The 24938-nt window shown below is 60.1% G+C and carries 24 protein-coding genes and 2 pseudogenes; 13 read left to right on the plus strand and 13 right to left on the minus strand.

The window, feature by feature from the left end; genetic code table 11:
- Positions 1–6: 6 nt before the first annotated feature.
- The 3 genes and pseudogenes from XH80_RS25775 to XH80_RS25785 all read right to left on the minus strand — a co-directional run.
- Positions 7–2157: an adenylate/guanylate cyclase domain-containing protein gene (locus tag XH80_RS25775; protein WP_271600974.1), complete on the minus strand. Its 2151-nt coding sequence runs from the start codon at positions 2155–2157 to the stop codon at positions 7–9.
- A 17-nt stretch (positions 2158–2174) separates the two neighbouring features.
- Positions 2175–2843: a hypothetical protein gene (locus XH80_RS25780; protein ID WP_271600975.1), complete on the minus strand. Its 669-nt coding sequence runs from the start codon at positions 2841–2843 to the stop codon at positions 2175–2177.
- 311 nt (positions 2844–3154) lie between these two features.
- Positions 3155–3449 (minus strand): annotated as a pseudogene (locus XH80_RS25785) (HD-GYP domain-containing protein); the annotation flags it as partial.
- Positions 3450–4035: 586 nt separating this feature from the next.
- On the opposite strand from XH80_RS25785, the gene XH80_RS25790 reads away from it, so the two are divergent.
- A complete protein-coding gene (locus XH80_RS25790; protein ID WP_271600976.1) occupies positions 4036–4350 on the plus strand; it encodes a hypothetical protein in 315 nt (104 codons plus the stop codon).
- Between the two features lie 149 nt (positions 4351–4499).
- On the plus strand, positions 4500–4952 hold the full coding sequence (locus tag XH80_RS25795) for a hypothetical protein (RefSeq protein WP_271600977.1): 453 nt from the start codon (positions 4500–4502) through the stop codon (positions 4950–4952).
- A 54-nt stretch (positions 4953–5006) separates the two neighbouring features.
- Here XH80_RS25795 and galE read toward each other — a convergent pair whose 3' ends face one another.
- A complete protein-coding gene (gene galE / locus XH80_RS25800; protein WP_271600978.1) occupies positions 5007–5993 on the minus strand; it encodes a UDP-glucose 4-epimerase GalE in 987 nt (328 codons plus the stop codon).
- 377 nt (positions 5994–6370) lie between these two features.
- Between galE and XH80_RS25805 the strand changes: the two genes are divergently transcribed.
- Together XH80_RS25805 and XH80_RS25810 are read left to right on the plus strand one after the other, a co-directional pair.
- Positions 6371–6652 carry a hypothetical protein gene (locus XH80_RS25805; RefSeq protein WP_271600979.1) on the plus strand — a complete coding sequence of 94 codons (282 nt, stop codon included), beginning with the start codon at positions 6371–6373 and terminating at the stop codon, positions 6650–6652.
- A 159-nt stretch (positions 6653–6811) separates the two neighbouring features.
- Positions 6812–7258 carry a CHRD domain-containing protein gene (locus tag XH80_RS25810; RefSeq protein WP_271600980.1) on the plus strand — a complete coding sequence of 149 codons (447 nt, stop codon included), beginning with the start codon at positions 6812–6814 and terminating at the stop codon, positions 7256–7258.
- A 53-nt stretch (positions 7259–7311) separates the two neighbouring features.
- Here the strand turns inward: XH80_RS25810 and XH80_RS25815 are convergent, their stop codons facing one another.
- From XH80_RS25815 to XH80_RS25825, 3 genes are all read right to left on the minus strand, one after another.
- On the minus strand, positions 7312–7677 hold the full coding sequence (locus XH80_RS25815) for a VanZ family protein (protein ID WP_057748044.1): 366 nt from the start codon (positions 7675–7677) through the stop codon (positions 7312–7314).
- Between the two features lie 262 nt (positions 7678–7939).
- Entirely contained in the window at positions 7940–9523 is a 1584-nt protein-coding gene (locus tag XH80_RS25820; RefSeq protein WP_271600981.1) for an EAL domain-containing protein, read from the minus strand.
- Between the two features lie 399 nt (positions 9524–9922).
- A complete protein-coding gene (locus XH80_RS25825) occupies positions 9923–10093 on the minus strand; it encodes a hypothetical protein (RefSeq protein ID WP_271600982.1) in 171 nt (56 codons plus the stop codon).
- A 121-nt stretch (positions 10094–10214) separates the two neighbouring features.
- On the opposite strand from XH80_RS25825, the gene XH80_RS25830 reads away from it, so the two are divergent.
- The gene (locus tag XH80_RS25830) at positions 10215–10760 is read left to right on the plus strand and encodes an NUDIX hydrolase (RefSeq protein WP_271600983.1); all 546 of its coding nucleotides are present in this window, start codon (positions 10215–10217) and stop codon (positions 10758–10760) included.
- A 23-nt stretch (positions 10761–10783) separates the two neighbouring features.
- Here XH80_RS25830 and XH80_RS25835 read toward each other — a convergent pair whose 3' ends face one another.
- Positions 10784–10957, minus strand: coding sequence for a hypothetical protein (locus XH80_RS25835; RefSeq protein WP_271600984.1), 174 nt, complete (start codon positions 10955–10957; stop codon positions 10784–10786).
- A gap of 382 nt (positions 10958–11339) precedes the next feature.
- A pseudogene (locus tag XH80_RS25840) lies at positions 11340–11530 on the minus strand (NAD-dependent epimerase/dehydratase family protein); the annotation flags it as partial.
- A gap of 458 nt (positions 11531–11988) precedes the next feature.
- Here XH80_RS25840 and XH80_RS25845 point away from each other — a divergent pair.
- Complete coding sequence (locus XH80_RS25845; protein ID WP_271600985.1) at positions 11989–12243, plus strand: hypothetical protein; 255 nt, start codon at positions 11989–11991, stop codon at positions 12241–12243.
- A 139-nt stretch (positions 12244–12382) separates the two neighbouring features.
- On the opposite strand, the gene XH80_RS25850 is transcribed toward XH80_RS25845, so the two are convergent.
- Positions 12383–12760 (minus strand): H-NS histone family protein, encoded by a 378-nt coding sequence (locus XH80_RS25850; protein ID WP_271600986.1) that lies wholly within the window; start codon positions 12758–12760, stop codon positions 12383–12385.
- A gap of 694 nt (positions 12761–13454) precedes the next feature.
- Here XH80_RS25850 and XH80_RS25855 point away from each other — a divergent pair.
- The gene (locus XH80_RS25855; protein ID WP_057747606.1) at positions 13455–13823 is read left to right on the plus strand and encodes an H-NS histone family protein; all 369 of its coding nucleotides are present in this window, start codon (positions 13455–13457) and stop codon (positions 13821–13823) included.
- A gap of 60 nt (positions 13824–13883) precedes the next feature.
- On the opposite strand, the gene XH80_RS25860 is transcribed toward XH80_RS25855, so the two are convergent.
- The 3 genes from XH80_RS25860 to XH80_RS25870 form a co-directional block, all read right to left on the minus strand.
- Positions 13884–15347 (minus strand): exopolysaccharide biosynthesis polyprenyl glycosylphosphotransferase, encoded by a 1464-nt coding sequence (locus tag XH80_RS25860; protein ID WP_271600987.1) that lies wholly within the window; start codon positions 15345–15347, stop codon positions 13884–13886.
- Positions 15348–15510: 163 nt separating this feature from the next.
- Positions 15511–17505, minus strand: coding sequence for a hypothetical protein (locus tag XH80_RS25865; protein ID WP_271600988.1), 1995 nt, complete (start codon positions 17503–17505; stop codon positions 15511–15513).
- Between the two features lie 99 nt (positions 17506–17604).
- The gene (locus XH80_RS25870; RefSeq protein WP_271600989.1) at positions 17605–19932 is read right to left on the minus strand and encodes an AAA family ATPase; all 2328 of its coding nucleotides are present in this window, start codon (positions 19930–19932) and stop codon (positions 17605–17607) included.
- A 308-nt stretch (positions 19933–20240) separates the two neighbouring features.
- Here XH80_RS25870 and rfbC point away from each other — a divergent pair, with 308 nt between their 5' ends.
- From rfbC to XH80_RS25900, 6 genes are all read left to right on the plus strand, one after another.
- Positions 20241–20798 (plus strand): dTDP-4-dehydrorhamnose 3,5-epimerase, encoded by a 558-nt coding sequence (rfbC, locus tag XH80_RS25875; protein WP_271600990.1) that lies wholly within the window; start codon positions 20241–20243, stop codon positions 20796–20798.
- 10 nt (positions 20799–20808) lie between these two features.
- The gene (locus XH80_RS25880) at positions 20809–21441 is read left to right on the plus strand and encodes a dTDP-glucose 4,6-dehydratase (RefSeq protein WP_271600991.1); all 633 of its coding nucleotides are present in this window, start codon (positions 20809–20811) and stop codon (positions 21439–21441) included.
- A gap of 8 nt (positions 21442–21449) precedes the next feature.
- Positions 21450–22439, plus strand: a complete 990-nt coding sequence (gene rfbD / locus XH80_RS25885; RefSeq protein ID WP_271600992.1) for a dTDP-4-dehydrorhamnose reductase — start codon at positions 21450–21452, stop codon at positions 22437–22439.
- Positions 22348–23226, plus strand: a complete 879-nt coding sequence (gene rfbA, locus XH80_RS25890; RefSeq protein ID WP_271600993.1) for a glucose-1-phosphate thymidylyltransferase RfbA — start codon at positions 22348–22350, stop codon at positions 23224–23226. The genes rfbD and rfbA overlap by 92 nt, the downstream gene beginning before the upstream one ends.
- A 394-nt stretch (positions 23227–23620) precedes the next feature.
- On the plus strand, positions 23621–23812 hold the full coding sequence (locus XH80_RS25895; RefSeq protein WP_442869179.1) for a hypothetical protein: 192 nt from the start codon (positions 23621–23623) through the stop codon (positions 23810–23812).
- A gap of 24 nt (positions 23813–23836) precedes the next feature.
- Positions 23837–24829, plus strand: coding sequence for an NAD-dependent epimerase/dehydratase family protein (locus XH80_RS25900; RefSeq protein WP_271601055.1), 993 nt, complete (start codon positions 23837–23839; stop codon positions 24827–24829).
- Positions 24830–24938: the final 109 nt, after the last annotated feature.

Genomic DNA, 24938 nt, shown 5'->3' on the forward strand with positions numbered 1-24938 from the left:
GGGCCGTTACTTCCCTTCCAGCGTGTTCACCGGCGTCCAATCGGCCGGCGGTGGATTGGCTGCCAGAGCCCGCGCACGCTTGGCAAAATATCGGGACGGCGGATCATCGCCAGCGGCGCTTTCGAACAGTTCGGCGGCCTTCGCAAAGTCGCGCGCCCGCCAGCATCCAAGTGCCCTGGCGTAAGTGGCCGCGCGCATGTCCTCCTCCTCCGTCTCCTGGTTCGTCTCGGCCAGGGGCTCGTACACCCTGATCGGCTCGTCGCGTCCCTGCACCTTCACCGTGTCCAGCTCGCGCCAGGTATAGGCGCTGCGGCTCTGGTTCACCGTCGCCTCGGAGGCCAGGATCACGGTGCCATAATATTTGTTGGCGCCCTCGAGGCGCGATGCGAGGTTCACGGTGTCGCTCATGACGGTGTAGTTGAAGCGCCGGCGCGAGCCGATGTTGCCGACGACGGCCTTGCCGCTGTTCAGTCCGATGCGGTGGGCAAGGCCACGACCCTGAAAGGCGGGGTGGCTGTCGTTGAGCTCCTTCAGCCGGTCGCGGCATTGCAGCGCGGCGGCGACCGCGTGCCGCGCGTGATCGGGATCGTCGGCCGGCGCACCGAACATGGCGACAACGGAATCCCCGATATATTTGTCGACATAACCGCCATGGCTTTCGATGATGTCGGTCATGGCCGACAGATAGTCGTTCATCAATGCGACCAGCTCGGCCGGTGTCATCTTCTCGGCGATCGAGGAGAAGCCGGCGAGGTCCGAGAAGAACATGGTGATGTCACGCATCTCGCCGCCGAGCGCAGGCATCTTGCCGGAGGCAACCATGCTGTCGATCACTTCGGGCGCGAGGTAGAACGCAAAGCTCTTGCGCAGAAAGCGCTCCTCGCGGTCGGCGATCACGAAGCGATAGCCGATCATCAAGGCGATGGCGGTCAGGCCTGCCAGCACCGGCTCGGTCAGGGGAAGTGCAAGCGCATGAACGAATGCGCTGACAGCGACGGTGGTGTAGGCGGCAGTGAGCGCGAGCCAGCTGAGTATCGCACCGGTCGGGGCGAGCATGCAGGCCGCGAAGGCGATGACCATTGCGAACCCAATCGCCAGGGCCGCGCGCTGCGGGACGCCGAACTCGGTGACCGCGTCACGCTCGATCAGGTTGCGGACCGCCGTGGCATGCACGAAGACACCGGCGATGTCACTACGGGCTTTTTGTTCCGTACGGGCGGGCGTTGGCAGGGCGCATCGCGCGCCCGGGCTGCCGTCATAGCCGCCGGAGAGGTGCATCGAGGTGAGCTTGCGGTCCTCGAAATTGAGGATGGTGCCGAGCAAGACGACCTTGCCGTCAAAGGCGCGACGGAAGAAGTCCGTGTCGCCTTTCTCGATGCAAGCGCGCAGGTCTGCGAAGGAATAGGCCGGGACGTCGCGGCCCATACCGCGGAAGTTGAGCGTCAGTGTGTTGGGCTCAGCGCTCGGAATAGCGTAGCCGGACAACGACATGGTGCCGGACGGCCCGGTCTCCGGCGGTAGGGCGAGTGCGCGCGAAGCGAGCTCGACAGCCATGGCCGGGATCGGCTTGCCGCCGATGGAAAAGCTGAGCGGCATCCGCCGGATCACGTCGTCGTCATCGGTGTAGACGTTGAGGGCGCGGACATTGTTCTTCACTGAAAGTCGCTGCGCGGCGAAAGGACTGTCCGGATGGTCATTGCTGAGAATCTCGCCGAGCACCAGCTTGCCGCTGTCGGACAGCTTGCGCAACGCGATCAGATAGTCGCGGTCAAATCCTTTCATGCGCGCGCCGACCGGCGCGTCGCCGAAAGGAATGTCCGACTGCTCGATCGAATTCTTGAAGATGACGTCGAATCCGATGACCTTGGCGCCGCCCTCGGTAATGCTGCCGAGCACCCGGCCGACCTCGCGCGTCCAGGTCTGCGTCGGCGATCCCTTGAAAGGCGGCGTCTCGTAGGTCTCCCCGTCGATCGCGACGACGACGACCGGCGATGTCGCGGGATCGCGCCGGTCGCCGATCAGCGTCCAGCGCAAGGCCGTGAGAATATCGAGCGAGAGACCTTGCAGTCTCTGGAGCGGCGGGGACGTGAAAGCAGCGCCGGTCACGAGCGCAATCACGATCGCTGCAACGATGTCCCGCCTGCCGATCCGCCGCATCGTTGCTGTCGCGGACCCTATTCGAACCGCAGCAGACGCCCGATGATCGGCGTCGGCGACGCGGTGGCGCTGGCATCGACCTGGAACGTGTAGCGCTTGTTGCCGAGTTTTGCGAGATAGCTGCCGCCCGGCGTCAGCGACTTTCCGGCCTTCGAGAGGTCGAAGAATTTGCCGGCGACCATGATGTCGCTCTTGAGCGGCAGGCTGATCGCGGGCTCCTTGCCGTCGGTGCGTTCGATCACCAGCGTGCTGCCGCTCTTGGCCTGGATCAGCGGCGCGGTGCCGTAGATCGTCGGCAGCTTCGCCGGCGCGCTGCCAGCATCGGATCGCATGGTGCGAAACGTGGTCGCCGCGCTTTGGTTCGCCTCGCGTTCGGAGAGCTGCGCGGCGTTGGCATCGCACGATACCTTGACGCGCTGGACGTTGCCGAGTTGCACGGTGCTCTGCTCGGTGCCGACAAGCACCACGCCTTCGGTGATGGTCTCGCGCAGGCAGGATTTCAGGTAGCTGAGCGTGACGCCGGCCTTGGGGCCGAGCTTGATGATCTTGCCCGGCGCCACGTAATCCATGAAGTCGATACCGTCGACCTTGCCCTGCACGTCCTCGACGATCGCGGCCGGTGTCTCCGCGACGGCGGGGGCGGCGAGGCAAATCGCGCCGACGATGGCGCCGATCAGGGTTCTCATGACTGTCTCTTCCAGTTCGAACGGTGTGTGACTGACCCAGGTCCCGACGCGAGCCTAACAGGGGATGACCGAGCCAAGTGTGATCAGAATCACTCTTGGTGTTGATGCAGCCTAGCAGGAACAGGTTCAAGCCTGTGATGACAGAAATGGGCGGTGCCGCAAATCCCGGCCGTGGGCCTGATGTCAGACCGCCGTTGCGGCGGCGCGGTCCTGGGCCGGGCGGCTCCCGGTCACCCCTGGCATATAGGGTGAAAGGGCGGCCTCGGATTTCTGCAGCGGCAACGTCGTCTGCCCGGTGGCAATCCCGACCCGGCGCTCGTGATGGCCTGCGGCAATCTGCGCACCGAGCCGGATCAACTCGCAGCCGGAGTCGGCCAGGATCCTCTCGCCGATCGTGGCATGGGTGCGGATGACAGCCATCTCCTGGTCGGTCAGCTTGCCGGGCTTGAGCAGGATCTTGTCGGGAATGGCGACCTTGCCGACGTCGTGCAGGGGAGCCGCGAGATAGATGTCCCGGCAGAGGCGGGCCGGGAGGCCGAGCTGCTCGGCGCTGATGCGGCTGTAGCGAGCGACCCTCAGCGTGTGCTCGCCGGTGTCGTTGCCGCGACCGCGCTGCAGGAGATCGCGGCGCGGCTGAGCGAGCTGGCGCGGGCGCTGCCGGCCGAGAGCGCGCTGCTCGCGATGATCGGCAAGAGCACGACCGAGGCGTCCGCTCTGCTGAAGCCGTTCTTCAAGCATATCCAGATGATCACCATCATCGCACGCAGCGCGCGGATCGAGGCGGCGTCGCTCGATGGCGATCGCGAGGGTTTTCTGGCTTTCACGCAGGAGGCCTACGATCTGGGCAAAGCCGTGCAGGGCTCGATCGAGGGCTGCGCGCGGGACCAGCAGCGCCTGTCGGAGGCCGTCGTCACCGCATCTATCAGGCAGAAGGAGTTCGACAAAAGCTATGGTGACCAGCTGGTGGCGGAGAGCGCCGGGCTCGGCGCTGCCTATTCCGGCCTGCGTGATCAGCGCAGCAAGAGCAGCCATCTCGCCGATCTGGCCAGCGGCAGCACGCGGAAGATCGCCGAAGCCGTCGGCAGCGCGATCATATCCTTGCAAGCCGGCGACAGCAGGCGCCAGCGCCTAGCCGCAGATTCTCCAGGCGCTGCGCGAGGTCGAGGCCGGCAACGAACGGCTCGGCAAGCTGATGACCCGCCTCGTCGACGAAGGTGCCGAGTTCGAGGGCCTGATGAATTCGGCGCAAGGCCTGATGAGCTCGCTCGGCGAGTCCTCCGCAACGTTGCCCGCGGTCGCTGCGCGCCTCGAGACGGCAAGCGCGGGCACGCATCGGCCGCAGCTCCCGGACGAGGCGCTGCTCGACGATCTGTTCGCGCGCTACACGATGGAGCGCGAGCGCGACGTTCACAGGAACTTCTTGCAAGCCTTTGGGCTGTCGTCGAGCGCCGCCACGCGCCGCGTCGACGCAGTCGAGCCTGCGGATGACGGCATAGAATTGTTTTGAGCTTGCCGCCGTCGCGGCGCAGCCCTGCGCCGCAATTTTAGGAACCGGCTTTGCAGGGCGTTAACCGTGGCGGAACACGCGCCATATCGGTCATTGTCGCGCCCCACGGATCATTGCAAGTACGTCTGAATTTCACGACGGATGTCTTCATGCTGAGAGACGGCAAATACGCTGCCTGGTTCAGAACTCCGCGTGGCCAGGGCACTGGCCTTGTCGATTTGACCGAGGGACGAATCTCCGGCAGCGACAGCTTCTTCACCTATGGTGGTTCCTATCAGGTCGATCAGCAGCGCTTCACGGCTGTCCTGACCGTGAAGCGTCATACCGAGGGCAATCCGAGCGTGTTTGGCCCAGACGAAGTCGAGGCCAATCTTTCTGGTGATTGCAGCGGCGCGGTTGCGACGTGCTGGGGCACGGCAAAGGAGGCGCCTGACGTCAGGTTCGAGTGCACCTTGATCTACAGCCAGGAAGACGTCGTGGCGGCCGACGCCAAATGCGCGGTCGTGAAGCTCAATTCCGACAAATTGCCCAAGGGGCTCGACAGCTGGTCCCGGCCGCGCCGTCCGCTTGCGCCCGGGCCATTCGGATCGCCGCGCGATTAGCGCTCAGGCGGCTGCAGCCTCTTGAGCGCAAGCTCCATCAAGAATCCGTCGCGCTTATTTGGGCGGATGCGCCTTCTGGTGCCAGGCCCAGGCGGTGCGGATCACGGTCGGCAGGTCGGAATGGCGCGGCACGAAGTCCAGCACTTTTCGCGCAGCAGAAGGATCCGCGACGAGATAGGTCGGATCGCCAGCGCGGCGCGGCTTGACGGTGTGAGGCACCTCGCGTCCGGTCTCTTGCTTGATGGCGTTCAGGATCTCGCGCACCGAGAAGCCTGAACCGGTGCCGAGATTGAAGCTGCCGCCGCCATGTCCTGTCTCCAGCAGCTTCAGCGCTGCGACGTGGGCTGCAGCGAGGTCGGTGACGTGGATGTAGTCGCGGATCGCAGTGCCGTCGGGCGTGTCGTAATCGTCGCCGAATACGGCAAACTCGACATGGCCCTGCAAGGCCATCATGGCGCGCGGAATGAGATGGGTCTCGTTGTCGCGCAACTCGCCGATGCCGCCGGCGGGATCGGCGCCGCTGGCATTGAAATAGCGCAGGCAGAACGCACCGAAACCGTAAGCCGCGCGATAGTCCGCCAGCATGCGCTCGATCATCCATTTCGAGGCGCCGTAAGGATTGATCGGTACGCAGGGGAAATCCTCGGACAGCGCCTTGGAATCGGCATTGCCATAGACCGCGCCGGTCGAGGAGAAGACGATGCGGTGGCAGCCCGCATTGCGCATCGCCTGCAGCAGCGACAGCGTACCCTGGACGTTGTTGACGTAGTATTTCTGCGGGTCGGTCATGGACTCGCCGACGAGGCTTGCCGCCGCAAAATGCATCACCGCCGTCACCTTGTGGTCGGCAAAGGCGCGCGCCAGCGTCGCGCCGTCGAGCAGATCGCCCGTCACCAGTTCCCCGGCGACGAAGCTGCGATGTCCCGTCGTGAGATTGTCATAGACGACGGGCCGATAGCCGGCAGCGGCGAGGGCGCGGCAAGCATGCGCGCCAATATAACCAGCGCCTCCCGTGACGAGGATAGTCGGTCGGTCTGTCATGTCCTTTTACCCCAACGCAAATGCAACGACCCATCCGGACCTGAGGCCGCCAGCAGCAAGTCCACGCAAAGCCCAAGTGGCGCAATCGTCGACCGGTTTCGTTATATCGTGTTTGATCATCCTGGATAGCTGCAAGCCTTGGTCCGTCAAGGCCACGAAAGAACCTGGCTAGTCTCGCTTCGGCGCAGGCCCGGAGGCTGATATCCCGGATCGTTCGAGGTTCCGCCATCGCACCCTTTGGCTTCGCATGCAAACCGCTCCTGATTCAGCTTCAATTGACCATCGTGCGACGAAAATGTCGACGGATTGCGCTCGCAGCAACAATACTTTTAGAGCCGAAAAATTAGGCTGAGGTCCATAACAAGGGACGGACGGACATGGCTCAGATCTGGATGACATATGACGAACTCGCCACGCTTTGTGAATGCAGCAGCAGCGAGGCGAGATTGCGGGCCATCCACCTGTCGCTTGACCGTCGCAAAAGCCGCGACGGGGCAACCCGCGTGAAACTGGATCTGGCGTTGACGGCCAAGTTTTTTGCCTCTGTCCGCGAGTCGGATTTTGACCTCGACAGCGCCATCGAAGCGCTCCAGGCCACACACCGGCAAATGGCGGAACTGCTGGCGCCGAACGAGGTCCATAGGCGCGGGGTGGCTTAATCGCCGGGCACTCCCGGGGATGGGACCAGCCGGCTTGGCCGTACGCCGTGATTCCCGCGGTGGTTGTCGTCCCGAATCAGGCATAAATCCGCATCCGGAATTTCCGGCTGCGGTCGGTGTTTCAACCGAGTTGGGCCGAAGAGCCTGCAGGAGGATGCCATGAGGCAAGCCAATCATTGGGTCTGCGTGAGAGTTTTGGGAGTGGCGACCCTGGGAGGGCTGCTCATCACCACAGTTGCTCCCGCAAGAGCAGAGGTCGTGAAGCTGCAGGCCGATCTGAAAGGCAGCAACGAGGTGCCTCCGAACAATTCGGCCGGCTCGGGTAAGGCAGAGGCCACCTACGACACCGAGACCAAGACGCTGACCTATACGATCACCTTTACCGGCCTGTCGGGCCCCGCGATGGGCGCCCATTTCCACGGGCCCAGTGAAGCCGGCAAGAACGCCGGCATCGCACTGCCGTTCAAAACGGCGCAAAGTCCCATTCAGGGCACCGCGACACTCACTGGCACCCAGGCGACGGATTTGCTGGCCGGAAAGTGGTACGCGAACATTCACACGGCTGCGAATCCCGGTGGTGAGTTGCGCGGTCAGATGGTGAAGTAGAGGGCCGATGTCCTGGCGCGTTGACGCTTCGCCCGTGCCAGGTTTTCCCCACGTCAGGACGGCGGACGGGGAAGGAAAGCCAGGATCGTCTGGGCAAGGATGACCCCTACGGTGCCTCCCGCTGCCTTTTGCAGAACGTCCAGCAGACCCGGATCGCGATCAGGTGTCAGAGCCTGCAGCACTTCCAGCCCCATTGCGACGGCCACGACGAGCGAGCACGCCAAAACGAAGCGGCCCGGCAGCAAGAAGGAGAGAAGAAATCCCAGCAGGCCATAAGCACTGAAGCGCTCGATGACGACGACCCAATATGCCTCGTGGTGACCCATGAGCGCGGGCCGCCCCGCCAGCCGCGCCAAAGTGGCGTAGGCGATGAGGGCAAGGCAGATTGCTGAGGCTGCGATGAGGTGATTTCGGCGCATGGCGGCATCATAGCCGGCCAATCGGCGTACCGCTCTCAAAAGCGGAAAGTATCGTTAAAGCTCGAAGATTTCCGATGCAAGGTTCATGACTGGTGGTTCGCACCGGGACGCCATCCATGCAGGGTGCTAGAGCATGATCCGGAAAAGTGTGAAGCGGTTCCGAAAAGATCATGCTCAAACAAGGAGCTAAAGCGCGATGACGATTCAACCCAATCTCATCGCGCTTTAGGGCGCCTGTCCGAATTCGAACCAGCCGCCTCGGTCAAGCCACCAGCGCTGCGTCGTTTGCCTGCGCTGCCGCGGCATGACGCGGCGCCATCAATTCGCTGAACTTCGCAAAGGGCAGCGGCGCGGCGACAAGATATCCCTGCCCGGTCTCGACACCGGAGGCGACCAGGGCGCGGAGCTGTTCTTCCGTCTCGATTCCTTCCGCAACGACCGTCATTCGGAAGTCCTTGGCGAGTGCGACCAGCATCTCGACGATCGTCGTGGTCGATGCATCCACGGTGATCGTGTCGACGAAGAATTTGTCGATCTTGATCGTGTTGGCGCCCAGACCCTTCAGTCGCGACAGTCCGCTGTGGCCGACCCCGACGTCGTCGATGGCCACGTGGAAGCCATATTCGCGCAGCTCGGCCACGACGGCGGCCGCGCGCGCGAGATCGTCGAGCTCGTCGCGTTCGGTCACCTCGATCACGATTTGCCGGGTCGCAACTTTTGCCGTCACGACGGTACGCCGAAGCGTTTCGACGAAGCCGGCGCTCAGGAGATGCTTGGGGACGACGTTGAAGGAGAGCTTGAAATCCTTGTCTGCTTTCAACAACGGCCGGAGGTCGGACAATGCTGATTTCAGGATCTGCCAGGTCATGGCCTGGATGCGGCCGCTGGACTCGGCAAGCGGAATGAAATTCATCGGCGGGACGACCGAGCCGTCTTCGCGTACCCAGCGCGCCAGGATCTCGCAGCCCTTGATCTCTCTCGTCCTGAGATCGAAGACGGGCTGATAGTACGGCTTGAACTCGCCTGCGGTCAGGGCGCGATCGAGATCTGCGACCGGTCCCTCCGTGCGGCGGCTTCGTCCCAGCAGGATCCCGAACAGCGCGCCAAGCCCGGCGGCGACGGCTAGTGCCGGCCAATAGGCTTCGCTCTTCCAGGCCGAGAGGACGGCACCGTCGACCTCGATGGTCGTGTGAAGGGGATAACGGTCCGAAGACCTGTCGAAGCGCTTCGAATTTCGCCGTGGCTGGTCGGCATCGAGCTGGAACTCACCAAGCTTCTCTCCATTGCTCAAGGAGAGGGTCACCTCACTGTGCCCGCGCAGCTCGGACGGCATGATGTCAAACAGGCTCGCATTGATGCCGACAATGGCGACCAGTGCAGCGCTGCTGTTGATATCCCTGAGAACACCAAGCGCGTCGCCACCGAACTGCTGAACGCGGAACAGTGAGAGTTTCCCGTCGCGCGAGGCGAGCATGTCCCGGCGGTCGACCCATCCCTCGTCGAATTCCAGCGTTTCGGAATAGGCCGAGCAGATCACCGAGCCGTTCGGATTGACAAGGCGGACGTCCTTGATTGCCGAGCGCTGGTAGACATGGAGGCGGATGGCCTGGAGCGTCGCAGGCTCGCAGTTCACAGCGTCACGCTTGCCGAGTTCGGTCAGACTTGCGGCCGCGAACTCGACCGCAAATTCGGAGCGACGCAGGACGACCTCGGTCAACTCGTCGAGCTGACGGGCCTGCTGGTGGCGGATGAAGCTCTTCGCCGCAAGGTGTCCAGCCAGGCCGAACACGACCGTGCTCGCAAGCACGAGCGCTGCAAACGCGAAGGTCGGTCGCTGTAGTCCCATCCTGCCCGAGCGGAAGTTGAGGAGGCTTCCGGGAGATCCTAGCCCGGACGCGCTAAGATAGGGTTTAATGAAGCCAGCGGAGCGGACGGATGGGAACGGGTTTTGCCTATTTGGCAGGCTGTGTGGGGCGTTACTCATAGTTGTGGGCGCCGGAGATGCCGGGGCTCTGGCACAGGGAACCAAGGATCGGGCCCCCGGCACCCAGACCGGCTCTCTAATCCGAAGCGGTCAGCGCGAACTCGCGCTCCGACAGCATGGGGGCGCCTTCAAAGGCAGGGGATGCCCAGCAATGGAAGCAGTCCGGGAATGGGATCGCCCAACAAGCCGCGGCCCTAGGCCCCTGAGATCGCTGGCAAATCCATGAACTTAGAGGCCGTGACCCTTCGCAGCTTCAAAGCTTTATCGCCGCATGTGGCGGTGCAGGGAAACGATCTCGGGGCGATAAGCGGCGATCGAACTGTTCAGGTTCTTTCCGCTGTGCGGGGATCGCGTCGCTCTCATTCTCAGCGCGACGTAGGCGATGTTGATCGCCAACCAGACCAGCATGACGGAAATGGCAAGATGCAGCACGGTCTGACCTCGCTAAAAGCCTAGGGCAAACGCCGAGTCTCTGCCTATGTTCCCCGCCGAATGCGCCGGATGCCGCGCATCTCTATAACCCTGTCTGACACGTCAAAGGAGACATGCCCGGATGGTCCCCGATCTGCCAAAGATTCTGAAGGTCGAGCGCACGAGGATCTCACCATGGCTTGAGGTTGTCGCTCGTGACGTGAGTTTCTCGCGCGACGGTCCGGAGGAAACCTACTACGCAATTGCGCAGCCTGACTACGTGGCCGTCCTGGCCGTCACGCCCGACTCGCGTGTCCTCCTGGTGCGTCAATATCGCCCCGCGATCGAGCGCTTCTCACTGGAGTTGCCGGCTGGAATTGTCGACCCGGATGAAGATCCGCTGGAGAACGCCAGGCGCGAGCTTCTGGAAGAGACCGGCTATCACACTGTTAGCATCGAGCGTATCGGTCAATGCGCAACATGCTCGAGCCGGATCAGCAATACGACCCACTCGTTCTTCGTCAGGACCGGGGACCGCGTCGTCGATTTTGTCGAGGAGCAGGGCGTTCGGGTCAGCCTTGTTTCGCCAGGCGAGCTTCGCCGGCTGGTTCTCGCGGGCGAGTTCGGCGAGCTGACGCACCTGGGCGTGCTGGCGCAGGCATTCGCAAGAGGGCTTCTGGCCCTTTAGTACGAACAGACTGCTTCGTAAGGCTAGCTCTTCTTGCCTGCCTTCGACTTCAACGTCAGACCAAGCCGCATCGCCATGCGCCTGATCGCGTCAGGCGATCGCCCGAGTTGCTTCGCTGCTTCTTCCACCGACGTGGAAGACTTGGCCAGCTCCATGAGCCGGCGATCCTCTTTGAACGACCAGGGCTTCCGCGCCATAACCGAAACGTTCCTCTTCGCATAGACACAACGACAAAGCCGCCAAGCGGACCCATGTTCGCTCGACGGCTTTGCTTGGGTGGGGCCGGGCTTGGGGAGCCCGGTGCGAGAAGTGGATAGGGTACTGACAAAACTTCGCAACAAACACCGCGGATTAAGCTAACTGCTCAACCTTACCAGGAGGAAGTTGACGCATCTCGCCCCGTACAATCACGGAGGTTTCGTCAGCCGAGACCTATTCATGCAGGTCGTAGCCAAGGCGGTCGGACACGAAAGCTGATGAGATCGCCGTGCGGAGTGCCTCGGGCGGCTGAGCAGACCGCAGTTGCGCTCCACAACCCCGCCCGCAGGGCGCGCCGATGCTGTCGGTATCGCAGACCCTGCTGCGCTCAAAGTATCAAGGTCAGCGCGTTGCGTGCTCGGCGACATAGAGGCAGTCGCAGATATTGCCGCCATCGCCGTAGGCCAGCAGCGATTCGCCCGACAATCCGCGAACGATCATGTGAGGAATGAGCTTTCCGGAAAGTGACAGGGCCCGTAATCGTTGAAGCAGTTCGTCACCATGATGGGAAGACCGGGAGGTCCTATGCGGGCGCCGGTTGTTCGCCAAAGATGCCGGATCACGGCCGGGCCGATGAAGCCTGCACGCTCGTGCAGAATCTCTCGCTCGTGATTTTCGATCGATCTACACGCGAGCGTTGACTTTGGTCCCATCCCGTAGATCCGCGCCGAGGTGCGTGGGCTCGCTACCGGGGGGCAGACCTGTGGGGTGATCTCGTCTTATTTGCCGGAGGTGCAGGCGGTGTCCGATCGCATCCTGTTAGCGCCCCAGGGCGCGTCGTGGGCGAACCCGAGGCCGCGGAACCAACGGAGAAGATTTTTCTCGCCGGATTAAGGAAATTCGAGAATCTTCAAAGCGCTGCCGACGGTGAATAAAACAGAAACAATTTGTGACCGAAATTTATTCGTGGAGTTCCGCGAGTTAATTGAGGTAAGATTTTAATATTAATTCGATCCGGCGGAGGAAGAAAATGTCCGAAAATTGGGAGCTGGCGCCCTCTTCGATTCACAATGATATGGCTGAAATGCAGCGGAAGCTGAGGAGCATCGGCGAGATGGAGCGCGTTTTGACCGAACGGAGTGCCGGCCGCGAAGCCTATCGATATCTGCTGGATGCCCACCGAATTTTATCACAAGAGGCATTTGAGGCCACTCGGTTGGTGGATCTCCACCAGCTCACGGCGCTCCGAGTCAGTCAAAATGGCAGCCTAGTAGCGGCGGCGTGAGTGCTGTGCTTTAGGAGTGGCCCAAGGATCTTTATCAGGATCTTTATCGCTCGACGCAAACTCGATTTTGGATTGAGCGCCGCGCGCGGCTGCGCCGTTAACCAACGCGAGTGACGCCCGGGGCAACTAAGCGCGCCCTTCACGAATGCTCCTGCTCGTTCGTGCTTGTATCAGTAGCCTCTGTTTTTTCCGGAATTTTGAATTCCTCGAGCGCATGTCCCGATTGCAGCGCCGCAACCAGCCATCGCGGTTGTTTTCCGCGCCCGGACCAAGTCTCGGAAGGTCTAAGCGGGTTGTAGTATTTAGGTATGACCTTTGGATATTTGCGTCGAACTGGTGTACTCGGGTCGAGAGTTCGCTCGTCCGGAGTTGCTTGGTCTAGACGATAGAGCTGCGAAAGGCGCTTTTCGAGTTCCTGTTTCTCCGCTGTAATCTTTTCGGCAAGGACCTTCGTTAGCTCCTCGTGAAGGAGCCAGAGTTCCTCGAAGTCCATTGCCTCAAGATCTTCCTTGCGCATCCTGCCCTTATCGATGTTCTGCTGCCTCCAACTTCATCGTGCTGATGTCGACATGAAGTCGTGCTCCGATGGAAAGTAGGCAAGCTAGGAAATCCCATTTCAAATTGACGTCTTGAATAGATTTAAATATAATTGATTTAAGAGAATATGCGATAATTATTTTTTAGATAATGGCCGTGCGAGGGTTTGCCGTGTTGCACAGCGCAAAAATCAGAGTGGTCGATCTGCCCCTTTCGCAATTGAAGGCCTGCATGGCGGAGTTGATCATGCCTCCGGCGCATTGCAGGGACATCGAGTTACTGGAGGCGCAAATCCAATTGCGGCTCCGGGCCCTGAGGGATATGGCGGTCATTCGATCACGGCTGCGGTCCTGTAGAGGCTGCGCGCCCCAACACGCGCCACGGACAATGGCCCGGCGCCGCAGTCGAGTAGGGCGAAGGCATTCGGCTGGCCGGCCTCCGCAACTCGCCGGCCCGCGGATCTAGGCGTTCCGTTCGATGCACGTGACATGTGTGCCTTGCGCTGTTAATGTGCGGGCCTCGGCATTTTTTTGCCCTTGATTAATGGTCGGGCCGCCGGTATTTCACTTGGGCATTTCTTTTGGTTCCATATTTCGCTTTGGATAATGCCGGTCTGTCGCTTGATTAATGTCCTCTCTGGGGATATAAACGAGGTACAACTATAGGGTGGTGACATGTCCCCGAAGAAGCTTGAATTAGAGATCATGTCCCTTGATGATCTTTGGGTGCTCCACGAAGAGATCAGTGGCATTTTGTCAGCCCGGATCAAGGCCGAAAAGCAGGAGCTGGAAAAGCGTTTGGCCGTGCTTAATGGAGAAGCCCGAGGGCCGCGCGACCCGAGTTCTTTTGAAAGAGTTCCGGACGACAAGCCGCGACGCAGGTATCCTCGGGTACTTCCAAAATATCGGAATCCTCAAACGTCGGAAACTTGGTCCGGTCGTGGCAAGCGGCCGCGCTGGTTGGTGGCTGCAATGAAATCCGGACGCAAGATCGAAGAGTTCCAGATCAGCGACGCCGGTGGGAAGGCTCGCCAGCGCGCTTAGGGTAAAAGGCCGTAGTTGCTTCAGGCCCGCTCCAAGCGCCGGAGAGGGCAGTATTGATTGTTAGACCGCATTGCGCCCTCTCAGTACCTCAAACGGGGTCCGTAGCAAGATCGCAAGATCAAGGTGTAGGCTCCAGTTGTTGATATACCAAAGGTCATATTCAACGCGTCGTTCGATTGCAGCCGGATCAGGTGTGGGACCACGGCATCCATGGATTTGTGCCCAGCCTGTCAAACCTGGCTTGACGCGGCGACGGAAGGCGTAGTTCCGCAAGAGGCTGTTGAATTGCCCGTCGTGAGCTAAGGCATGAGGCCGGGGGCCCACGAGCGACATGCTTCCGTCGAGCACGTTGAGCAACTGCGGTAGTTCGTCGAGGCTGGTGCGGCGCAGCCATTTCCCAACCCGAGTGACACGGTGGTCTGCGGGCCGGGCTTGGACCACAATAGGTCCGTCCTCCATTACATGCATGGTGCGAAACTTGCGAATCGTAAAATTGCGACCGTTGAAGCCGCAGCGCTGCTGCTTAAAGAGGACGGGGCCGCGAGAATCCAATTTAATTGCGATTGCGAGCAGTCCAATAAATGGAGCCAGCACGATCAAGGCTAGCCCCGCTCCGATGAGGTCTATTGTGCGTTTTTTCGCGTTTGCGATCGCCGACAAGGGGCCGTGCTGCAGCTCTATGCAGACCACACCTCCTATCCGCCGCGTAGGATGACGGAGCAGGTCCGAAGCCGCACCCACTGGCACCAGAATGATCGGGAACGGCAAAACCCCCAAATCCGCGACAAACGCACGCAAGTCAGGCCATCGGTCAGGGTTTGCCTCCACCACAACTTGATCGATATTCGAGTTGCGAATGTGCTCGATCACTCGCGCACTAAGTCGCTTTCGCCAAGCAAGCCCAGAGCCGGTCGACGGCAGGCTGAATCGGCCTGTAACGCTAAAGCCGAGGATTGCGAGGCTCTGCGACAGTCCGGCATATTCCGATAAGGGCTGATCAGTGATGAGGACAATATTTGTCCCGGCAAACTTTCTGCCACTCAAGCATCTGACGAGGAGGGCCCTCACTCCCCATCGCTCGGCGATCAGGAGCCCTAACCCGAACACGGCAAAGAGCAGACCCACTTCTTGAGACGGCCCTGGACGAACTGCAAAACCGTGTAAGGCCCAGATCAAAAGTAACGATGATGTCCACGCTATGCAGACGCCGCGAATCTGATTTCGCAGGACGAGGAGCTCAAAGGGTTGGTAGAGGCCATGGGCCTTTAGCAGCCAAACGAGGCCAATAGCGCTGCCCAGCGCCAAGCCAAATGCGCTGGCCCAATCACCTTCGGCTCTGCCATTGTGAAGTTCGGACGCCAAAGTGGAAATGGCGCTCGCAAAGACAAGGGTCGCAACATCCGCACAGACCGCCACGTACTCGATGGAGTCGTAACGGAGGGGCCATTTCTGGGAGGCGGCCGGGTCGGGACCGACAGAAGCCGTGTCGTTCAGATCGGCGAAATGACGGCTCACGAAATTCATCGTGCGGTGCCCGAAAAAATGTTTAATTAATTTATTATTAATTCACCGCATATATCAAGTAGAAAATCATTTTAATTTTAAATTCCGCCTGGGTTTGCCCGGGCGGCCTGGCCGGTCGTCGAGCGTCTGCTCACGAAATGAATGGCCTGGGAGCCGCGCGCTCCTACCTGACTCCGCTCGACGGCAATTCCGCTCCGGACGACGGAAATCGAACGGCGGCGTGCATGCTTTCAAGATAGCCCGGATCGAGCTCCGAAATCAGGCTGTCCGCAAACGCCCTCCCATCGGCGGTCGCCGACCGATAGGCAATACCAAAGCCCGATCTGAGAGCAGGCTGATTTTCAACGGCGATCTTGACATCCCGCCTTATCAAGTCACGCAGTTCGGGCTCATTTACAGCCGAGTTGGTGCCAAGACCGACGGCCAAGCGCAGTGGAACGAGCGCCAGATCGTTTGGCGCGGTGTAGTATGACAGCTTCAGCAGAGCTGTAAGATCGTATCTGTTCGACCCGTGCTCCCTCGAGGTCGCGGCAAGCATGAGCCAAAGGTCGCCTCGCAACGGCGAGACACGCAACGTGGCTGCGAGCGCATCTCCAGCACCCAGGTCGCCGTCAGGCTCCAGTGAGTTCGACGGCAGCCTTGACACCGTTTGGATCGACGGATCGCCGGCGGCAAGCTGTCCGACCAGCGAGCCGCCCAGATGCGAGCGTTCGCTGAGCAGCCAGGCTGATTGCGCCATCAGCACGACCGCAATGGAGCCTAAAGCAAGACGGACCGGTGCACTGCCGGACGTGCTCAAGCGTGCTGGCTGGCTCATTGCTGCTTGATCGTTGGCGCCATTTGCGGGCTGGCCCGATCGTGCGTACGGGATCTCGCTGGAGGATTGGCTTTGAGCAAAAGCCACCCCGAACAGTACTGCGGCCAATAGCGATTCGCCGAGATCGAGAATTCCACCATCGATCAGGGCGAGCATAGCCAATGAAACCGCAGCGCCCGAACCGATGGCCGCGTAGGCGTAGTCTTGACTGCGCAGCAAAGAGCGCCTGAATAGAATGCACGCGCCAAGCACAGTAACGATCAAGAGGCCGCAAAGAAAAGTCCGGCCCATCTCGACCGCGATGACAGCAGCAGTCGTGGGGCGCTCTGGCGATGCCGTCGTGCCGATGTCTCGATAAACCGGTAACAATACTGCATAAGCCCCTGCCCCGGATCCTGCCAGGCCGACGTCCTGCAGCATCCGTTCAGCCGCAATGTGGCTGCTCCTGGAAAGAGCGACTGTCAGATCAGCATTCTGCCTTATCGGCACGAGAGTGAAGCTCGCCAGAAACAGAATTGCAGCCGCGGCAAGCACGCCTGCTGTGCCCCAAATCCCATAGAACCATTTGCGTGTAGCGAAGACGGCGAAGACGGTTCCGGTTCCAAGTAATGAAGAAACGGCAATGCTTGTTTCGCTCTGAACGAGAATCGCCGTCAGACAGATGACCATCGCGAGGAGGCCAAGCAATAATGTCGTCGTCGGACCGAGCGCGGAAATGGAACGTTTCCTAGCACGCCGGATTTGCTCGTACGCGTGGAGTATCATCACGGCGGACAGCAGGAGGCCCAGCGCAGCTGGGACCGCAGCATTGGTGATAGCGAGCGGGGGGGCGCCACCAGAAGAACCTTCCAAGCCGTTGACATGCCGCCATATCGAGCACGCGCTGACGATTGTCGCAACCGCAGCGAGCATGTAGAGGAGTTGCGCGGCGCGCTGTCGGTCCAAGGCGACGACGGCTGTGACGAGCGCGAGGGCTACAACCGCGTTGTACTGCATAATCGCCTGCAGGCTCGCGCGAATGTCAACCGTGAGCCGTTCGGCCAGGGGCTCATTCAAGGCAGTCGAAGCGGTTTCCCATATCGGATTGCCGAGTCCGTGGATAGGGATCGGAACGAGCTGGAGAGCCATGCAGACTGCCGGCGCAGCGAGAGCAAGGATCAGAATGGGGTGCAGCAGTCGCACAACGCGGGCGAGGGTAGAAGCCGAAGCAAAAATTGCCACTGCCGCCAACGCCATTGCAAGAACAGTGACAAATCCTGCGCGAAATTGCGGAATCTCAGGCATCGCGAATGCCCAAACGACAGCCAAAATGGGTCCCAACATCAGCGCTCTGACAACCATCGACTTCGCCTCTCTATCTGCTGGTCGGCAGTTACTCAGATCGGCAGGGGGCTCGGATCTGCTCCACAAATCCAGACGAGGCGCATCACAAGGGCCACTTTAGGAGCCTGAGAGGCCATATCGGATATAGTGGCTGTCATCATAGTAGTCGCTGCGATGAGAATCGTATCGAGCCATCGCCTTCATATCAGTCTTGTTCAGTATTGCGCCGATCAGTGAGTCGGAAATCGTCGGGGCGGTGTGCAGAGCATGCTGGACGACATCGATCTTCGTGCGTCCCCATTCGACAACGAGGACGTAGCAGTCGATCAAAGGACCCGTGACGCGCACGTCGACAAGAGGGCTCAGCGGCGGAAGATCTACGATAATGTAGTCGTAGGTTTGTCGGAGGCTCTCGAAGAGCTTGCATATCGAACCGTCGGACAGAAGTTCGCTCGTGTGAAGCAGCGGACCGCGCCGCACGGCCGGAAGAAACGAGAGGCTGGTCCTCGGATCACGCCAGATCGCCTCCTCAAGCGAGCGACCACCGTTGGCGACTTCAATAATGCCGTCCGTCGCATGGGGGGCCATGGCGGCCGTTAGCGAGGGATTTCGGAGATCGCAATCGACAATGATCGCTTTCTTCCCGCTGTGACTGATGAGTTGGGCGAGAGAGGCAGCAATCGTGGTCTTACCCTCATTTGGAAGAGCTGACGTGATGCCGATCACCTGGCTGCGGGTCTTTGCCGGGCTATGATCGATTGCCAACTTGATCGAACGGATCGCTTCGGTGTATCGCGAGAGAGGCATGCCGACCACGGCGCGATGAATGTCTGGAACGGTAGAAAGTAGTCGTTGAGTCGATTCGTCTTGAGTCGGTTGAGGTCGAGGCAGAGGTCTCTTCTGTTTTGGAAGAGTCAGGGCTGGAACGAGAGACAGGCACGGCAGGTCCAGTGCCGCTTCGAGTTGAGAGGAGGTGCGAAATACGCGGTCCATTGCGTCCCTGATGAAACCTAGGAGCACGCCCAGCGCGAGCCCGCCCAAAAGACCGAGCGCAAGGACCACCTGGAGTTTCGGCTTGCTTTTAGTTTGGGCTGCGGAGGCCGGAAAGATGACTCGCGCCTCGGAGATGGGGAAGGTCTCTTGTTGTGTCGCACCCATGTACTGCTGAAGAAACGTTTCGTGGAGCGCGCGCAGGCTCTTCGCCCGGCTCTCCAAATCTCTTATCGTCAGTTCCGCCGAGTTCGTCAGACGCGATTGCGCAATAGCCACCGACAGCTGCTTTTCAATTTCCTGCTGCCGCTGTTTTGCGAGCTCGAACTCGCTCCGGCTGATTTCGGCGAGTCGTCTGACTTCTTCGAAGATTGAAGTGCGAAACTCACGCATCCTATTCCGGATGTTAACGACAGCCAGGTGATCGCGTCCGACGCGGGCTGACAGCTCGGCTTCTCGTCTGGAAAGTTCGAGATACTGCTGGCGCAGAGAAGTGAGAATGGAACTCGTCATCGCGTCGGAGCCAATAGCGTCCAGACTGCCAAGCGAAGATGGGTTTGCCGGATCGGAGCTCAGGAGGGCCTCATAGCGGGATAGTTTGGCCGCGGCCTCGGAGCGCTGCGCGCGGGCGGCGGCCAATCGGGCGTTGAGGTCTGTGATCTGCTGCTCGCCAATCGGCTTTCCGTCCGAAGAAACGATGTTGTTCTGGGATTTGTAGGCGTTGACAGCGCGTTCGGCGGCCAGCGCCTCGTCGCCAAGCTTTTGCAAACGTTCCTGCAGCCAGCTCGTTGCAGTCCGCGTGGCGTCAAATTTCGCGCTGAGCTGATCGTCGATATAGGCCTTGGCAATTGCATTCGCGATCTCCGCCGCCAGCGCGGCATTGCTTGAACTGAAGGTAACCTCGATGACGTGGCTATAGCCAACCCCGGCTACGGAGAGACGAGCCAGAAAGTTGGCAATGATGACCTCTGATGGCTGATCTGGCGTAGCAGATTGGGCACTTTCGGACGGATGGGATGCCCAGATCGGAAACCGGTGCAGCAACGAAGACAACAGCGGTCGGGATGCTTTAAAATCCGGATTATCCGCCAGCTTCAGTTGGTTGATTACAGCCACGGCGATCGCGCGTGACTTGATGATCTGCAACTGGGTCTCGATTTGAGCCGCATCGAGGAGGGGGTCAGACAGAAGGGACTGCTTTTGGAGAAATTGTGCCCTTGGAGGTTCGAACAGAATCTGAACCTGGGCCGTATAGGTTGGAGGGACCAGCCGGAGGTAGATGAGGCTTGCTGCGCTTACGAGGGCGGCGGCCACAAGGATCACGAGATATTGGCGGCGTAATAAAACGAGAGCCCATTTGATGAGCTCGCCGATGCCAGCACCGTCCGGCTGCTGCGTTGGCATGGCGAATGGCAGGCGCGTTCTGTCGGTCTGGAGCGGATTTGCTTGCAACATCAGATAATTCTCTTGGCTATCGAATATGATCGCGAGGGGAGGAGGGGCGCCCCGGGTCAAGGCCAGACGAACGGCCAGATTTAAAATAAAACATAACAGCGAAATTTTGGATTGCCAATTAAATTAATGTGCGCCATTAATATTGAGCGTTCAATTAAACAAGTTTACGGCGAAAGGCCCGCGCTGCGGTGCAATTTTATTCGATGATTTTGCGCCTCGAGAACGGGCGGGAGCGATCTGATGGACGTTGAGCAGATTAGGCCGACCCGCCTTGGGAGATCGAGGCGGGCGTACCAGAGAGTGCTGTGATGGTGGAAGCGCGCAGTTTGGCGATCCCGGATGTTAAGCTCATCCGAACCAATCAATTTACTGACGCCCGCGGATATTTTTGCGAGACGTTTCAGCGCTCTGCTTTTGCCGAAAAGGGGCTTCCCCACGATTTTGTGCAGGATAACCAGTCCTGCTCGGAGCGGGTCGGGACAGTTCGAGGCTTGCACTTCCAGCGGCCTCCGTTCGCCCAGGCCAAACTGGTCCGGGTGGTGAGGGGCGCCATTCTTGACGTCGTGGTCGATCTTCGTCCCTTATCATCTACGTTTGGCAAGCATCTCTGGGTCAAGCTGGACAGCGAGAGCGATGAGCAGTTGCTCGTTCCGAAAGGCTTCGCTCATGGCTTCTGCACGCTGCAGCCGCAAACCATGGTCTGTTACAAGGTCGATGAGGTCTATTCTCCCGACCATGATGGCGGGCTCTATTGGGCCGATCCTGATTTGGCGATCGAGTGGCCGGTGACGACCTCGGAGGCTCAGCTTTCACCAAAGGACCGAGAGCTTCCCGCCTTCGACCAGCTTGCCTCGGTCTTTGAATAGAGGGCGGGTCATGCGCGTATTGGTGACGGGCGGAGCGGGATTTATCGGTTCTGCGGTCTGTCGACAATTGGTGTTGGAAGCCGGGGTACCAGTTCTCAACGTCGACAAGCTCACATATGCGGCCAATTTGGCGTCGCTGACATCCGTCGAGCGCAGAAGTTGTTATCGCTTTGAGCAGCACGACATCTGTGATCCGGAGGCGTTTGAGTTCAAGCCATTGCCTCTCTATGGCGACGGCAGCAACGTGCGTGACTGGCTTTACGTCGCGGATCACGCAGCAGGTTTGATAAGGCTGTTGTCCGACGGCCGGCCTGGAGAGAAGTACAATTTCGGCGGCGACAGCGAACGATCCAACCTGGAGGTTGTCACCCAGATTTGTGATGTGCTGGATCGAGTTTGCCCGGGGGCGGCAGCGAGGCGGTCGCTGATTACTTTCGTGCCGGATCGTCCGGGACACGACGGGCGTTACGCAATCGATGCCTCGAAAGCTCACCGGGAGCTGGGATGGCAGCCGACGCGGAGCTTCGAGCAAGGTCTCGCCGAGACGGTGGAATGGTATCTCGCTAGCAGCGCCTGGTGGCAGGCGGCTCGCAACAGCGTCTATGACGGTTCGCGTCTCGGACTTCCAGTCACCCAACACTGAGGTCGCACATGATGGAACGATCGATTCTGATCGCCGGTCGAAATGGCCAATTGGCCAGGTGCCTTCGCGATCTCGCTGTCGTTCGCGACCTGCCTATGGTGACGCTGGGACGTCAGGAACTCGACCTCGAGGTCCGGGAAGGGGTCGACAGGATGGTCAGCTCGATCGATCCATGCATGATCATCAACGTCGCGGCCTACACCGCGGTGGACCAGGCCGAATCCGAAGTCGGGAAGGCCTTCAGAATCAACCGCGATGGCGCGGCGGCGTTGGCGAATATCGCATGGCAAAGAAACATCCCGTTTGTGCAGGTGTCGACGGACTACGTCTTTGACGGCAGGAAGCAGGACGCTTACGACGAAGCGGATGTCCCCGCACCGTTAAACGCTTACGGCGCCTCGAAGCTGGCGGGCGAGGCGGCGGTCTTGGCGGCGCATCCGCTTGCAACCATCGTCAGATCCTCCTGGATCTACAGCCCGTTTGGCAGCAATTTCGTCAAGACGATGTTGCGGCTCGCCGAAACGCGCCCGCTGGTAAGGGTTGTTTGCGACCAACAGGGAAGCCCGACGTCGGCAGCGGATCTGGCGACGGCGCTCCTGCAGATTGCGGAGCGGTCGCTCACCGACGACCGCCGCACTGCGGCCGGCATCTTCCATCTCACCGGCCAAGGAACGACGACGTGGCACGGCTTTGCGGAGGCAATCTTCGAGGGGCTGTCCCGTCGCGGGGGGCAGACCCCGAGGCTCGAAGCGATTACGAGCGATCAATACCCATGTGCTGCACGCAGGCCGCCGAACTCCCGATTGGACTCATCCAAGGCGGAGCGCGTGCTGGGAATTCGCTTGCCGGCCTGGCGCCTGTCTCTCGAAACCTGTCTCGACCACCTCGTCGGAGAAGGAGATACCGATGCTGAAGGGAATCGTGCTGGCTGGCGGCAGCGGAACACGACTTTATCCGATCACGCACGTGGTCAGCAAGCAGTTGCTTCCCGTTTATGACAAACCGATGATCTATTATTCGTTGTCGACGCTGATGCTGGCGGGCATCCGCGAGATCCTCGTCATCACCACGCCTGGGGATCGGTATCAGTTCGAGCAGTTGCTAGGAGACGGCCGCCAATGGGGCCTACGCCTTAGCTACGCGGAACAGCCCCGTCCTGCCGGTCTTGCGGACGCGTTCATCGTTGGCGCCGATTTCATCGGGAACGATCGCGTGGCGATGGTGCTTGGGGACAACATCTTCTATGGCGACGGACTGAGAGAACTGCTTGCCAGAGCGGCAGGACGCGAGGAAGGCGCCACCGTCTTCGCCTACCATGTGCGTGATCCGGAGAGGTATGGCGTCGTTACCTTTGACGACGCCGACCGCCCCGTCCAGATCGAGGAGAAGCCGAAGCAGCCGAATTCGAACTGGGCGATCACGGGTCTCTATTTCTTCGACAATCACGTGGTGCGATATGCGCGCCGCGTCGAACCATCGGCGCGCGGCGAGCTGGAGATTACCGATCTGCAGATGCGATATCTTTCGGCCAAGGCACTCCACGTTGAGCGAATGGGCCGTGGGTTCGCCTGGCTGGACACCGGCACAGTGGAATCGCTGCTTGATGCGACGATGTTCGTGCAGACCATCGAGAAAAGGCAAGGGATGAAGGTTGCCTGTCTCGAGGAGGTCGCCCTGAGACAGGGTTTCATCGATCGTGATCAGGTCGCTGCGCTGGCGAGATCATTGGAGAAAAGCGGATATGGGAAGTATTTGAATGAGGTCCTGCATATCTACCGCGGATAGTTCAGGAGGCGAGGTCGGCGACGCGACGGACAATCCTGCGATGGGCCAGCATGGCCTGGGACAGTTCAAGCCAGCGGGGTACGCCACGTTGGACGGCGCGGTTCGGCCGCTGCAAGGAACGAAAAACTTCCTGACCGTGCAGTAAATCTGACTTTACTATTATGGTTGGCGAATTAATATTTGCATTATTTAAATCAGATAATGTATTAAATAAGCTGACACTTAGAGCATCGAGGCGCGGTGACGGAATTGATCCCCTTCCTGGACCTGAAAGCACAAGCTCGCTCGATCGGGCCGGAAATCGAGGCTGCGATAGCACGCGCCATCGCGGGTTGGGGTTCATTGCGCTATCCCGGTCCATCTGCAGGAGAGATATGTCGAACTTGGATATCGAATTGGCGATCTCCCGGTCACCGAGAGGCTTGGGCGCGAATTTCTCTCGCTTCCGATCTATCCGGAATTGTTGCCCGATCGTGTCGCTTCCATCGCGGCCGAACTAAAGAAGATCGCGAGTCCCCAAGCTCGGGTGTCTCGCGGTGACGGCGTATTCCACAAGAAGCAGTTGCGGCACAGGCTGATGGCCTAGCACAGGAGACCGGTCTTGACCGACCTGAAGGGCAAACGCATTCTCGTTACCGGAGGTGCCGGGTTTATCGGTTCGCATGTCATCGATCTATTGTGTGACGAGGGTTGCATCGAAATTGTCGCGTTCGACAATATGTTGACCGGACGACGGGAGAATCTTCGGAAGGCCCTCACACGAGGACCGGTGCGACTGGTCCATGGCGACATATGTGACACAAAGTTGCTGGAAGCGCTGGTCAAAGCGGCCGACATCGTCTTTCATCACGCCGCACTCCATGACACGCATTGTGCGACCGAACCGCGTCGCGCCATGGACGTCATGGTGAATGGGACCTTTGAGTTGCTCGAACTTTGCGTGAAGCACGACATTGAGAAGATCATCGCAGCGTCGTCGGCTTCGGTGTACGGCATGGCGGAGGAGTTTCCGACAACCGAACGTCAAAACCCGTATGGCAATCGAACCGTGGATGGCGCCGCGAAGGCGTGCAATGAGGGGTTGCTGCGTGCGTACAATGATATGTATGGCCTCGACTACGTCGCTTTCAGATATTTCAACGTGTATGGCAGCCGGATGGACGTGCACGATCGATACAGCGAGATGTTGATCGGCTGGATGGAGCAGCTCGAAGTTGGAATGCCTCCCGTGATAGTTGAATCTGGCCAGCACACGCTTGACCTGGTGCATGTCCGTGACGTCGCTCGGGCGAACATCCTTGCGGCGAGCGCAAAGGTCAGCGACGAGGTGTTCAACATCGGGAGCGGCATAGAAACGAACCTCGTGCAGCTTGCTTCAGCCCTGGCGACCGCGATGGGCAATAGCGGCGTGCTCCCGCAATTCGCACCCGAGCGATCGATCAATCCTGTCCCGCGTCGGCTGGCTTCGATGGGGAAAGCGGAGCGTCTGCTGGGGTTCCGCGCCACGGTGTCGCTCGAGCAGGGGCTCGCGGAGTTTGTGAAGTGGTGGCGCGCCGAACGCGGCCTCTCGGCCGTGCGGGAACGACAAGCGGTGGCGTCGTGAGGTTGGCGGTGCTCATCAGCCCGCGTGGAAGCCAATCCCATCCGCGTGCCGGTCCTCCTCCGCCTCGCGCGAGGGTGTGGCAGGCGACGTTTCGTTCATGAGCAGAGTG

This window comes from Bradyrhizobium sp. CCBAU 45384, assembly GCF_028128665.1.
Lineage (GTDB): Bacteria > Pseudomonadota > Alphaproteobacteria > Rhizobiales > Xanthobacteraceae > Bradyrhizobium > Bradyrhizobium manausense.